The following is a 13442-nucleotide window of genomic DNA, read 5'->3' on the forward strand; positions in this document are numbered from 1 at the left end:
GGGCGTTCAACTTCCCATTCTTATATAAGAAGCTCAACGTCCATTAGAAGTCCCCCTCTTCACGAGGGGGTTCTACTTATGCTTTTTTACGCAATTGATTACTAATCATCGCTAAATCATATGTTAAACAAATTGGCTTACAGTTTACTGGACATGGAACGATTTGAGCTTCAATCTCAAATACGTTACGAAGTGTTTCACTTGTCATAACTTCATCTGGCGTTCCTTGTTTCATTAACTTACCTGCTTTTAATGCAATCATATGATCTGAGAAACGAGAAGCGTGATTTAAGTCATGGATAACCATAACAATCGTTCTACCTTCTTCTTCATTTAACTTTTTCAATAAGTTTAATACTTCTAATTGATGAGCCATATCTAAGTACGTCGTTGGTTCATCCAATACAAGTAATTCTGTTCCTTGTGCAAGAGCCATTGCAATCCAAACACGTTGACGTTGACCGCCTGATAGCGCTTCTGCTGGACGATTCGCAAATTCTTTCATTCCTGTCACTTCAAGTGCCCAGTTAATGTAGCGATAATCCTCTTCTTTCAACGTGCCAAACCCTTTTTGATGAGGGAATCTTCCATATGACACAAGCTCAAATACAGTAAGACCCGTTGGTACTTCTGCAGTTTGTGGTAAAATCGCCATTTTCTTTGCAATTTCTTTCGTTGGCTGTTTCTCAATTGCTTTTCCGTCAAGATAAACAGTACCTTGCTTTGCCTTCAAAATACGAGACGCCGTTTTTAATAATGTGGACTTCCCACAACCATTTGGTCCAATAATTGTTGTAATTTTCCCTTCCGGAATTTCAACTGTTAACCCATCAATAATTAAACCTTCATTATAGCCAACAGATACCGCATCCACCGCTAAAGTTGCCATACGAAAAGCCTCCCTTTATTTTGTCCTCATAAGTAAATAAATGAAATACGGTGCACCAATTACAGAAATAACAAGACCGACTGGTATTTCTGAAGTTGTTAGTACACTTCTTGAAATTACGTCTGCGAATAAAAGTAAAAACGTTCCTATTAGCGCAGCTGTGGGCAACATAATTTGATGTTTACCACCAACAAGGCGCCTTGCTAAATGCGGGGCCATTAAACCGATAAAGCCAATTCCGCCGGCAACAGCAACAGATGCACCTGCTAAACAAACTGCAATAAATAATAATTTACGTCTTTCTTTTTCTACGTTTACACCAAGGCCAACTGCTGTAGAATCGCCTAGGTTCATTACATTTAATATGTGTGCTTTACTTATAGCAAGCGGTAAGAAAATAACCATCCATGGAAGTACACTTAATACGAATTTCCAATCTGTCCCCCATAGACTTCCCGCCAGCCAAATCGTAGCAAAACGAAAATCGTTAGATGTCATCTTCATAGAGAAAATTAAACTAACAGCTCCAAATCCAGCTGCAACGGCAATACCGACTAGTATTAATCGAGTCGATGAAACGCCGTCTTTCCATGCTAGTAAATAAATAATTACCGCTGCTAATATCGCTCCAACTAGTGCGAAGAATGGAAGAATGAATACAGATAAAAATGTACCAGTCCCTACTTTTCCGAAGAAGAAGTAGACGAATATAACAACTGTTAATCCCGCTCCAGCATTAATACCTATAATACCTGGATCAGCAAGCGGATTTCGTGATAAACCTTGCAAAATCGCGCCTGACATAGCTAAAGCAGATCCGACTAGTATAGCAATTACCATACGCGGCATACGGAATTCAAATAAAATAACAGACTGATCTTCAGCCCCTAGTCCAACCAATGACTTTAATACGTCCATTGGCGGGATTTTAAAAGTTCCTGTATTTAAACTAATAAGAAATATAGAAACGATTAGTCCTACTAAAATCGTTAATATAGAAATGTTCTTTTTTGTTAAGACACTCGTCCTCACATCTTTCCTCTCCCTTCATTACGTGCTAAGTAGAGGAAGAATGGAACCCCAATTAGCGCTGTAATTGCTCCAATTGGCGTTTCAAATGGCGGGTTAATAACGCGAGATAACATATCTGCACATTCAATTAACAGCCCACCTAAGACCGCAGAACATGGAATAACCCATCTATAGTCCGAGCCTACGAGGAAACGAGTCATATGCGGAATTACAAGACCAACAAATCCAACTGATCCTGCCATGGAAACTGCGGAACCCGTTAAAACAAGAACAAGTACTGTTCCTATAAATTTAATCAATGTCGTATTTTGACCAAGTCCAATTGCAATTTCTTCACCGAAGCTCAAAATTGTAATATATCTCGACATCATAATTGCGATAAAAAGACAAACAAGGCCAATTGGCACTAACATATTAATACTTTGCCATTTCACTCCAGCGACTCCGCCTGCATTCCACATACTCACCTCTTGGGCAAGATTGAAATACAATGCGATTCCAGATGAAATTGCCCCTAATAAAGCACTAATAGCTGCACCTGCTAAAGCTAATTTCACAGGTGTTAATCCACCTGGTGAAGAAGATCCAATTCCATATACAATGCTTGCACCAAACGCAGCTCCAATAAAAGATGCGATAACAAACATTAAATAAGGTGAATTAGGGAAAAATGCATACATAATTGCAATTCCAAATACAGCTCCATCTGTAATCCCCATTAACGATGGTGAAGCAAGTGGATTTCGCGTCATACCTTGCATAATTGCTCCTGATACCGCTAAAAAGGCACCTGCAACTACGCCCCCTATTGCTCTAGGCATGCGAAGCTCTTGAATTACGTTATGATGTGTAATAGATCCATCAAACTGAAATACAGCTTGCCATACAGTCTTTAAACTAATATCTGCAGCCCCAAAAGAAATAGAAACTGCCATGCTTAAAGCTAACAAAATTGTACCCGCTACTAAAATAATAGAAGCGATGAGCGGTCTGCTCTTAATCTCTTTAACATTCTCTTCTTGCTGTTCTATACTGCTTGCGCTCGCTTCCATCCCTCAACCATCCTAACCAACAACATATATTTATTGAAATGAAATTTATTCTCAAATAGTAATAAAAAAATTAGGTGAATTGTTATTCCCCTGATAATGATTCTCAGAATCAGACACTTCTATTCTACCTATCGCTTTAAAAGACTGTCAACCATTATTTTGAAATATAAATTTATATAAATTGGAATTTTAATACAAAAGTTATGTCCATCCTTTAGAAAACGTTCATCCACACAAGATTACTTTCGCAGAATAAACCATTCCTCTTATGGGCATAAAAAAAGAAGAGGAATCTTTTCACTCTTCTTTTTCTTACTTATTTAACTTTGCTTCAATTTTCACGATTAACTCATCTTCTGTTGGAGCCGCAACTGGACGGTTATTTACAAATGCGAATGATTTTTTACGACCAGGACCACAGTAAGACTGACATCCAACTTCAATCGTTGCACATGAATCTACTTTTTTTAGCTTCGGAACTAACGTTTTAACGTTCGTTGCCTGACAGTCATCGCACACGCGAAACTCGTTTCCCATTATATAACACTTCCTCTATTTTAAACTTTTCTCAAGTACATTTAAAAATAAACACTAAATGGTATTTTACCGCTCTTTGAAGCTCGTTGCAAGTTTCCCTACAAAGCCTATTCTCTACATATTGCTACATATTTATATGCTCTCCTACAGAAGCGCTCACCATTCATGGGAAAATTTTTACCTTTCATCGAAATCTACCATATTTTTAAAAGCTTTGTATAAAAGTTTATTTTTTTGCCCATTATAAAAATAGGAAGTTCATAAAAAGAAAGGGAGTTGAATCTATGAAAGTAAGACAAGATGCTTGGACAGATGAGGATGATTTATTACTTGCTGAAACGGTACTTCGTCATGTTAGAGAAGGAAGTACGCAATTAAATGCATTTGAGGAAGTAGGGGATCAGTTAAATCGTACATCTGCTGCTTGTGGTTTCCGCTGGAATGCTGTTGTTCGCTATAGCTATGAACAAGCTCTTCAACTAGCAAAAAAACATCGTAAAGATAAAATGCGTGCTGCAAGCGGTGAACAAGCGAAAAAACGTTTACTTTATACACCACCAGCTTCAGATTCGATAACTGATTATGAAGAATTAGTACAAGAAGAATCAATCGTACAATATAAAGAAGCTATTCCATATCAAGAATCTACTGCTCCTGCTGCAAGAAGCTCTATGACAATGCAAGATGTTATTTATTTTTTACAAACAGTCGGATCTTCAAATATAAAAGTGACAGCTCTTGAAAACGAGAATACGAGATTGAAACAAGAAATTAAAGCACAAATCCTTCGGAATGAGGAACTAGAAAAGAAACTAGAAAAATTAGAAAAGCAATCTCATACTGTACAAGAAGATTACGAAACACTTATGAACATTATGAACCGTGCTCGTAAATTGGCAGTCATGGATGACGAAGAACGTTCTCAAACATCTTTCCGAATGGACCGAAACGGTAATTTAGAAAAAATTGCAGAATAAGAAGGATGCATGTAATGCATCCTTTTTATTATTTCACCTCTAAGCTCCCCCTTTATATGTGAGAAAACTCCATTCTTCATTTTTTGCTATAATAGAGATTGTCATTTTAAAGATAAGGGGTTAGTTATATGAGCAATTCCCGTTCCATTTTATCTCAGCCAGAGTGGCGCATTGTAGATCAATCTAGTTTAGGACCAACATTCCATGCACTTCAGTCATTCGCAATGGATGACACATTATGCACAAGCATTGGAAATGGCAAGTCAGCCGCAACAATGCGTTCTTGGATTCATCACAATACAATTGTCCTTGGCATTCAAGATTCACGCCTTCCGCATTTAGAAGAAGGTATTTCTTTTTTAAAACAAAACAACTTCAATGTCATTGTTCGTAATTCTGGCGGGCTTGCGGTCGTGCTTGATGAAGGTGTTTTAAATGTATCACTTTTATTTCAAGAAACAGAAAAAGGTATCGATATCGATCTTGGATACGATACAATGTGGCATTTGATTAAGGAGATGTTAAAGGATTACGACGTTACTATCGAGGCAAAAGAAATTGTTGGCTCTTACTGTCCTGGTAGTTATGACTTAAGTATTCGCGATCAAAAATTCGCTGGTATTTCACAACGTCGTATTCGCGGGGGTGTCGCTGTCCAAATTTACCTCTGTGCTACCGGAAGTGGCTCTGAGCGTGCCGCACTCGTTCGTGATTTCTACAACCTAGCAATTCAAGGGGAAGAAACACGCTTTACGTACCCTGAAATTGTACCAAGTACGATGGCCTCACTCTCAGAATTACTTGGCGAAACCATTACAGTACAAGATTTAATGATGCGTCTTTTAAAAACATTGCAGCAATTCGCTCCAAAGTTAACAACATCTCAATTAACAATAGACGAGATTCCTTTATATGAGACGAATTTACAACGTATTATTGATCGTAATAATAAAGCACTTGGCTTAGAAAAATAAAGACCGTCGCTATAATAGCGACGGTCTTTATTTCAATTCATTATAGAATTAAAGTGCTTGAGCTGCTGTAATTAAAGCTAACTTGTACACTTCTTCTTCGTTACATCCACGAGACAGATCATTTACAGGCATGTTTAAGCCTTGTAAGATTGGTCCTACTGCTTCGAAGTTACCTAAACGTTGAGCGATTTTGTAGCCGATATTGCCAGCTTCTAAGCTTGGGAATACGAATACGTTAGCATCACCTTTAATTGTAGAACCTGGAGCTTTTTTCTCAGCTACAGATGGTACGAATGCAGCATCGAATTGGAATTCTCCATCTAAAGTTAACTCAGGAGCCATTTCTTTTGCAATGCGAGTTGCTTCTACAACTTTTTCTGTTTCTGGAGATTTCGCAGAACCTTTTGTAGAGAAGCTTAACATAGCAACACGTGGATCAATGCCGAATAACTCAGCAGTTTTCGCACTTTCGATACCGATTTCAGCTAAATCTTGGCTGTTTGGTGCAATGTTAATTGCGCAATCAGCGAATACATATTTCTCTTCTTCACGTACCATGATGAATACGCCAGAAGTTTTTGTAACGCCTGGTTTTGTTTTAATAATTTGAAGTGCTGGACGAACTGTATCAGCTGTAGAGTGAGCTGCACCACTTACTAAACCGTGTGCTTTGCCCATGTATACAAGCATTGTACCGAAGTAGTTTTCGTCTTTAAGGATTTTGCGAGCGTCTTCTTCAGTTGCTTTACCTTTACGGCGTTCAACGAAAGATGCTACCATTGCATCCATTTCTTCGTATGTAGCTGGGTCGTAAATATCAACGCCTGCTAATGTTAAATTCATGCTAGCAGCTTTTGCGCTAATTTCTTCCTTATTACCAACTAAGATTGGTTTTACTAACTCTTCTTTTGCTAAACGCTCTGCAGCGCCTAAAATTCTTTCATCAGTTCCTTCAGGAAGTACGATAGAAATGCCTTTTCCTTGAACTTTTTCTTTTACTGTTGTAAATAAGTTGCTCACGAATAAACCCTCCTACATATGTTAAAAAAACTCTATCTTTAAGAATACTGCTTTTCTTCTATATTTTAAACTTATAGCTCCCAAAAAATAGATAAAATAAAAATGATTATATTTTCATAAAATTCAGCCGTTAAATTCACCTTGCTTAAACACTTAAATGTGACAATTTTATGCGCCAAGGTTTTATATAGATGATTTTAAAACTATATATGCTATAGTTAACGTGTAAAACTATCATTAACTGAGGTGAATAGAATGAGTGAAGCAACAACAACGTTAGATGGCTGGTATTGTTTACATGATTTACGTTCTATTGATTGGGCTGCATGGAAAACATTATCTAGCGACGAACGCGGACAAGCAGTGTCTGAATTTTTAAATGTCGTTGAAAAATGGAACGAAGTAGCTACTGCGAAAAAAGGTAGTCACGCAATGTATACAGTTGTTGGCCAAAAAGCTGATATTATGCTTATGATTTTACGTCCAACAATGGAAGAGTTAAATGAAATTGAGACAGAATTGAATAAAACAACTTTAGCTGAATATATGGTTCCTGCATATTCTTACGTATCTGTTGTTGAATTAAGCAACTACCTTCCAGCTGATGAGGATCCATACCAAAATCCGCAAATTTTAGCTCGTTTATATCCTGAATTACCGAAAGCAAATCATATTTGCTTCTATCCAATGGATAAGCGTCGCCAAGGTGATGACAACTGGTACATGCTTCCTATGGAAGAACGTAAAAAAATGATGTACAGCCATAGTAAAATTGGTCGTCAATACGCAGGTAAAGTACGCCAAGTGATTTCAGGATCTGTTGGATTCGATGATTTCGAATGGGGCGTAACATTATTCGCTGACGATGTTCTTCAATTTAAGAAACTTATATACGAAATGCGCTTCGATGAAGTAAGTGCTCGTTATGGTGAATTTGGAACATTCTTCGTTGGAAACATTTTACAAGACGAAAAAGTAGAGAAATTTTTACACATATAAATGGTGAAAAGGAACGAAATTCGTTCCTTTTTTTATTCTTCTCTATATTTATCCTCAAAAATCTCCTTTTTTCTGCACTTTTGAAGAAAAACCAACATTTTTTCAAATTTCTTGTAAAATTGTAACCTTTTTATATGTAAAGATATGCTAAAATGATACGAGCTATATGCTAAATAACGATGCGAAGGTGATAATCTATATGAAAAAAATCTTGTCTATTTTACTATTGCTTGTATTGTCAATTTCTTCCTTAGGAGTAACAACATCCCATGCGGAAGAAAAAATACATATTGAGGCGGCGGCTGCACTTTTATTTGATGCAGATACAGGAAAAATACTTCACGAGCAAAATCCAGATGAATTGCTAGCTATTGCTAGTATGTCAAAATTAATTGTTGTTTACGCTGTTTTAGAAGCAATTAAAGAAGGAAAAATCACATGGGATACGAAAGTAAATATTTCTGATTACGCTTATGAAGTCTCTCGTAATAATGAATTCTCTAATGTACCGTTCGAAAAAGGACGTCAATATACTGTAAAAGAATTATATCATTCTATTGTTATATTCTCTGCAAATGGATCTAGTATTGCTTTAGCAGAACTTCTTGCAGGAAGTGAGAAAAACTTCTTAAATCTTGCAAATGAACATGCTAAAAAGCTAGGATTAAAGAAATATAAATTTGTAAACGCTACTGGCTTAAATAACGCTGACTTAAAAGGAAAACATCCTGAGGGTACTGATCCAAATGCAGAAAACTCTATGTCAGCTCGTGATATGGGTATGCTTTCAAAAGCAATGATTACAAAGTATCCAGAAATGCTAGAGGATACAAAACAAAGATTTAGAAACTTCCCAGACAATCACCCAAAACCAATTCGTATGGAAAACTGGAATTGGATGTTACCAGGAGCTGCTTTCGCTTATGAAGGTACTGATGGTTTAAAAACCGGAAGTTCTGATACAGCTGGATACGGATTTACCATTACTGCTAAACGTGGTGATGTACGTCTTATCTCGGTTATTATTAAAACAAAATCAATGGATGAACGTTTCACGGAATCTCGTGAATTAATCGAATATGGATTTAATAACTTTGAAAAACAAAAACTAAAAGTTAATAAAAACAATACAATCTCTGTAGTAAAAGGGAAAGAAGACCAAGTAACTGTTGCACCCGAAAAAGAAATAACAGTAATTGCGAAAAAAGGTAGCAAAGAGCCTTATAAAATTGGAACTGAATTAGATAAATCTCTTTCTGAAGATGGACATTTAGTTGCTCCTATTAAGAAAGACACCAAAGTAGGCTCAATTACTTTAGAATCAACTGATAAATATGGTTTCTTAGACGGTAGTAAAAGTATGAAAGTTACTGCAAAAACGACAGAGGAAGTTGAAAAAGCAAATTGGTTTGTGTTAACAATGCGCTCTATTGGTGATTTCTTCTCAAACTTATGGTCTAAAGTTTTTTAATAAAAAAGCTGGCTCACGCTAGCTTTTTTATTTTCCACTCTCAATGTAAAACTTCGTTTGGTTGTCATATCTGAGTCCTTTTCCTCATACGTATGAACTAGTAATTGTTACACACTTCATCTAGAGATAAAGTGAAACTTTAATCAGTGGGGGAATCCCCCGCTGATTATTAGTTGAACCAATCGGGCGTTTACGGGCAGTTTGATCTCCCATCTAATTTCTTTACTTCAACCAAATTTTAGGGCAGGAGTCTTACTGCCCGTTAATGCGGGATAAACCTCTTTCCAAAAGGTATTACAAAAAGAGAGGTGACACATAATGGGCGTTATTGCTTATAACGAAGAAGATGTAAAGTTGTTGGCTAGACTGATGCGTGCTGAAGCCGAAGGAGAAGGGCAACAAGGAATGTTAATGGTCGGAAACGTTGGGGTAAATCGTGTCCGCGGAAATTGTTTAGACTTTAAAAGCATTCGTAATTTACGTCAAATGGTTTATCAAAACCCCGGCGGTTTTGAAGCAACGCAAAAAGGATATTTTTATCAACGGGCACGCGAACAAGATATTGCCCTAGCGAGACGGACCATTCAAGGGCAACGTTTTTGGCCTGCCAACTTTGCCTTATGGTTCTTTAGACCTGAAGGTGCATGTCCACCAACTTGGTATAACCAACAAAACTCTGGTCGCTTTAAAAAGCACTGCTTCTTCCAGCCATCTGCTGGAGACTGCCCTAGCGTATATTAAGGAATAAAAATGAGGAGGGATTTTTGAATGGCACAGCAACAAAATCCGTACTATGGAACAGGTTTTTATCAACCATCTGGAACTTATGTACAACCGCAACAAATGACTCAACAACAGCAGCAAGCGATGCAACAACAAACAGCTCAAGCTGCGCAAGCTCAATATGCAATTTCTCAAGGCATGTTACCTCTAGAGCAATCCTATATTGAAAATATCCTTCGTTTAAACAAAGGTAAGCAAGCTACGGTTGTAATGACCTATGAACGTGGCAGTTCCCTTGGCACACAATCTTATACAGGTATTATTGAAGCAGCTGGCCGTGACCATATCGTTATTAGTGAACCGCAATCAGGAAAACGCTATTTACTACTAATGATCTACTTAGATTACGTAGAATTTCCAGAAGAAATTACGTATTTACCTAGTCAACAAGCAACTTATACTCCAAGACCATAAAAAAAGCTGGCAAATGCCAGCTTTTGTTTTTTTATAATCCTTTTACAACTGCAGTCCCTACTAGAATCCACGCCACAATAAACGCTACACCACCAAGAGGTGTAATTGGACCAAAGAACTTAATACCTGTCGTACTTAATGCATACAAACTACCTGAGAACATAATAATTCCAGCTACCATTAGCCAACCAGCAGTAGTTAAAAGTGATGATTGAACCTTATCCATCAATAAAGCAACTACGAATAGTCCACCTGCATGAAACATTTGATATGTAACGCCTGTTTTCCACACTTCTAACATTTTTGCAGAAATTTTATTTTCTAAACCGTGTGCTCCAAAGGCCCCTAATGCAACAGATAGCCCCGCTGCAATACAACCTAGTAAAAAGAAAATTTTCATCTTAATTCCCCTTTTTTACCTTTATCATAAGCAATTTTTGCATATAAGCCAAACGATTTATCTTCTAAAAATCAAATAAAGAATTACCGTTTGCATCACTTTCTTTTATATATACCGGCTCCCCAGAAACAGGTGCAATTGGTTGCATAGTTGTTACTGGTTGTGATCCAATTACTTGCGATGGAATTTGCGGTTCTCTATATGTAGATGTTTCAACTTGTTCATCTAATAATAAGTCACATAAAGCACGCACAACTAATAAATGTTCTTTTGACTTTTGTCCTTCACTACTTTTCGCCTTCGCAATTTCATTCGCCATTTTATTTAAAATCTTGTCGCTAGATATTTGCATTCCTTATCACCTCGTACTTTGTAATTCTTTCTCGAATTGTCCCAATTTCTCTACTGAACCAAATACTATTATCATATCACGTTCTTTCAATTTTTCCTGCCCTGTCGGATTATGTATAATATTCCCATTTCTTGAAATCGCTAATATTGTTACATCAAACTGATTCCTTACATTACTCTCTAGTAACGATTTACCAACTAATATTGAATCTTTTCCAACTAGAATTTCTTCAATGACAAATGACTGTTCTACTCCATACAACACTGTATCAATATAATGAACGGTTAATGGATTTGCAATACCTTTTGCGATATGAATACCTGCCATACTAGATGGATTAATAACCTTATTTGCACCGGCGCGCCTTAATTTCTCTTCAGTTTCTGGCTTTTCAGATCTCGCAACAATTTTAATCGTATCGTTTAATCCTCTTGCTGTTAATGTAATAAATACATTTTCGGCATCATTTGCAACAATAGCAACTAAACCAGCCGCTTTTAAAATTCCGGCATTATGTAATACTTGATCTTCCGTTGCATCTCCATGTACAAATAAAAGCTTTTCCTGCTCCAATATACTTTCATCTTTATCAACAACGACAAATGGAATATTCTTTTCTTGCAATTCATGTACAACTTGAAGCCCCACTCTACCGCAACCACATACTATAATATGATTTTTCAACTGCGCTATTTGTTTATCCATCTTCTTCCTCCGTACTGCATGAAATAAATTCCCTTCAATAATCATAGCTGCCACTACCCCAATTGCATACGTAACAATACCTACGCCAACAGGAATAATAAGAAGCGCAAATACTTTCCCCGCTTGCGTTACAGGAACGGCATCTCCGTATCCAACAGTCAATACAGTAATCATTGTCATCCAAAATGCTTGAAACAAACTAATCTCTTCAATCGTCATAAATCCTATCGTTCCTAGAATTACAACAAAAGTCATACATATAACTGCTATCCATAATTGCTTACGTGCATTCATACCGTGTTTCAACTCTTTTCTCTATCTACAATCTTTGCCAGTGGAAATAAAATACGTATATACTAGATACGGAATCTATGAAAGAGGTTGATATAATGAAGACATTTCTTTCCGCCTTACAATGGGCACTATTTATTTTAGCTGGAAGCCTTATTGTACCAATTAGTGTCGCAACTAGTTATGGTCTTGATGGTGCTGAAGCTATCGCATTCGTACAAAGAACGTTATTTGTTCTAGGTTTTGCTGGTCTCTTGCAAGCTATATTTGGGCATAAACTTCCTATTCAAGAAGGTCCTGCTGGCCTTTGGTGGGGAATTTTCTCCCTTTACGCAAGTTTAGGCGTCGTGCTATTTGGATCAAGCAATGAGACACTTAAAGTTCTTCAATATGCTTTCTTATTAAGCGGTATTATTTGTATTATTCTTAGCGTTTTTGGACTTATTGATAAACTTGTTCGCTATTTTACACCGACAGTCATTGGAACGTATTTATTTCTTCTTGTCGCGCAGCTTAGTGGCTCCTTCTTAAAGGGAATGTTTGGCCTTGATGGAAAATATACAGAAGTACAACCTAACGTATTTATTCTTTCACTCATTGTTATTTTACTATCCTTTTTCATCATGAAGCTACCTATTATTGGACAATATTCCGTTCTTTTCAGTATCGTATGCGGCTGGATATTATTCGCATGTTTCGGATTATCTAATCCAATAACACCAGTGACAGACATAATCCGTTTTCCATCCTTATTTGTTTTCGGAATGCCTCGTGTTGAATGGAACATGGTAATTACGGTCATTTTCGTTACACTCTTACTTCTAACAAATATGTTAGCAAGCATTCGCGTTGTACAAAAGGTTGTCTCTAAATATGAAGAAAACGCTGCATCAGATCGTTTTAAACAAGCTGGCATTATAACAGGAATCAACCAATTGCTAGGCGGCCTATTTTCAGCTATTGGGCCTGTCGCTATTTCTGGATCAGCAGGTTTTATTGCAACGACTAATATTTATAAACGTCTCCCGTTTATATTAGGGTCAAGCTTTATTATTGTCGTTAGTATATTTCCAAAGATTACTTCATTCTTTGCAGCAATCCCTGTTGCAGTTGGTTATGCCGCTATTTATCCTGTATTCGCAAGCATGATTGGTCTCGCCTTTCGAGAATACGAAACTGTCCAGGATAAAGAACGATTATTTAAAGTAGCCGGTCTTTCAATCTTTACAGGAGTCGGAGTTATGTTTGTTCCAGCAGGAGCATATTCCACACTTCCACCATTTCTAGCATCGTTTTTAAGTAATGGTCTCGTTCTTGGATCTGTAATGGCAATCTTGCTAGAAATACTATTTTCTCGTTCCGCTGCAAAACAAATATCTTAAATTGGAAAACTTCCATTATTGCACTCTACCTTTAGAGTTGTTACGATAAAATCAAACTTTAATCATTGGGGTTTTATTCTTCCCCAATGATTATTAACCAATATTATGAGCAACAACTCATAATAATTTATCTACTTCTTTTCAAAGAGGTTTGATGTCTTACT

General features: G+C 36.9%; 15 protein-coding genes. 7 read left to right on the plus strand and 8 right to left on the minus strand.

Going from position 1 to position 13442, the window contains the following annotated elements:
• Nucleotides 1–76: 76 nt before the first annotated feature.
• From GBN91_RS15970 to GBN91_RS15985, 4 genes are all read right to left on the minus strand, one after another.
• Nucleotides 77–889 carry an ABC transporter ATP-binding protein gene (locus tag GBN91_RS15970; protein ID WP_000212068.1) on the minus strand — a complete coding sequence of 271 codons (813 nt, stop codon included), beginning with the start codon at nucleotides 887–889 and terminating at the stop codon, nucleotides 77–79.
• Nucleotides 890–904: 15 nt separating this feature from the next.
• Nucleotides 905–1921 (minus strand): FecCD family ABC transporter permease, encoded by a 1017-nt coding sequence (locus GBN91_RS15975; protein ID WP_001260757.1) that lies wholly within the window; start codon nucleotides 1919–1921, stop codon nucleotides 905–907.
• Nucleotides 1918–2973, minus strand: coding sequence for a FecCD family ABC transporter permease (locus GBN91_RS15980; protein WP_000388294.1), 1056 nt, complete (start codon nucleotides 2971–2973; stop codon nucleotides 1918–1920). Before GBN91_RS15980 ends, GBN91_RS15975 begins: the two co-directional genes overlap by 4 nt.
• 312 nt (nucleotides 2974–3285) lie before the next feature.
• Nucleotides 3286–3510 (minus strand): YuzB family protein, encoded by a 225-nt coding sequence (locus GBN91_RS15985; protein ID WP_000526079.1) that lies wholly within the window; start codon nucleotides 3508–3510, stop codon nucleotides 3286–3288.
• Nucleotides 3511–3794: 284 nt separating this feature from the next.
• Here GBN91_RS15985 and GBN91_RS15990 point away from each other — a divergent pair, with 284 nt between their 5' ends.
• Nucleotides 3795–4487 (plus strand): RsfA family transcriptional regulator, encoded by a 693-nt coding sequence (locus tag GBN91_RS15990; RefSeq protein WP_000868358.1) that lies wholly within the window; start codon nucleotides 3795–3797, stop codon nucleotides 4485–4487.
• A gap of 128 nt (nucleotides 4488–4615) precedes the next feature.
• On the plus strand, nucleotides 4616–5461 hold the full coding sequence (lipL, locus tag GBN91_RS15995) for an octanoyl-[GcvH]:protein N-octanoyltransferase (protein WP_152121758.1): 846 nt from the start codon (nucleotides 4616–4618) through the stop codon (nucleotides 5459–5461).
• Between the two features lie 48 nt (nucleotides 5462–5509).
• Here lipL and pta read toward each other — a convergent pair whose 3' ends face one another.
• On the minus strand, nucleotides 5510–6481 hold the full coding sequence (pta, locus tag GBN91_RS16000; protein ID WP_000067215.1) for a phosphate acetyltransferase: 972 nt from the start codon (nucleotides 6479–6481) through the stop codon (nucleotides 5510–5512).
• 255 nt (nucleotides 6482–6736) lie between these two features.
• On the opposite strand from pta, the gene hemQ reads away from it, so the two are divergent.
• The 4 genes from hemQ (at nucleotide 6737) to gerQ (ending at nucleotide 10148) form a co-directional block, all read left to right on the plus strand.
• Entirely contained in the window at nucleotides 6737–7480 is a 744-nt protein-coding gene (gene hemQ / locus GBN91_RS16005) for a hydrogen peroxide-dependent heme synthase (protein WP_001287598.1), read from the plus strand.
• Nucleotides 7481–7679: 199 nt separating this feature from the next.
• Nucleotides 7680–8951: a serine hydrolase gene (locus GBN91_RS16010; RefSeq protein ID WP_000722870.1), complete on the plus strand. Its 1272-nt coding sequence runs from the start codon at nucleotides 7680–7682 to the stop codon at nucleotides 8949–8951.
• Nucleotides 8952–9269: 318 nt separating this feature from the next.
• The gene (gene cwlJ / locus GBN91_RS16015) at nucleotides 9270–9692 is read left to right on the plus strand and encodes a cell wall hydrolase CwlJ (RefSeq protein ID WP_000538167.1); all 423 of its coding nucleotides are present in this window, start codon (nucleotides 9270–9272) and stop codon (nucleotides 9690–9692) included.
• 27 nt (nucleotides 9693–9719) lie between these two features.
• On the plus strand, nucleotides 9720–10148 hold the full coding sequence (gene gerQ / locus GBN91_RS16020; protein WP_000068652.1) for a spore coat protein GerQ: 429 nt from the start codon (nucleotides 9720–9722) through the stop codon (nucleotides 10146–10148).
• A gap of 31 nt (nucleotides 10149–10179) precedes the next feature.
• Here gerQ and GBN91_RS16025 read toward each other — a convergent pair whose 3' ends face one another.
• The 3 genes from GBN91_RS16025 to GBN91_RS16035 form a co-directional block, all read right to left on the minus strand.
• Nucleotides 10180–10548, minus strand: a complete 369-nt coding sequence (locus tag GBN91_RS16025) for a DUF423 domain-containing protein (RefSeq protein ID WP_000688315.1) — start codon at nucleotides 10546–10548, stop codon at nucleotides 10180–10182.
• 64 nt (nucleotides 10549–10612) lie between these two features.
• Entirely contained in the window at nucleotides 10613–10900 is a 288-nt protein-coding gene (locus GBN91_RS16030; protein WP_001167352.1) for a YwdI family protein, read from the minus strand.
• Nucleotides 10901–10906: 6 nt separating this feature from the next.
• A complete protein-coding gene (locus tag GBN91_RS16035) occupies nucleotides 10907–11899 on the minus strand; it encodes a potassium channel family protein (protein ID WP_000993984.1) in 993 nt (330 codons plus the stop codon).
• A 95-nt stretch (nucleotides 11900–11994) separates the two neighbouring features.
• Between GBN91_RS16035 and GBN91_RS16040 the strand changes: the two genes are divergently transcribed.
• On the plus strand, nucleotides 11995–13278 hold the full coding sequence (locus GBN91_RS16040) for a purine/pyrimidine permease (RefSeq protein WP_152121760.1): 1284 nt from the start codon (nucleotides 11995–11997) through the stop codon (nucleotides 13276–13278).
• Nucleotides 13279–13442: the final 164 nt, after the last annotated feature.

This window comes from Bacillus sp. B1-WWTP-T-0.5-Post-4 (genome assembly GCF_009183795.1).
GTDB lineage: Bacteria > Bacillota > Bacilli > Bacillales > Bacillaceae_G > Bacillus_A > Bacillus_A cereus.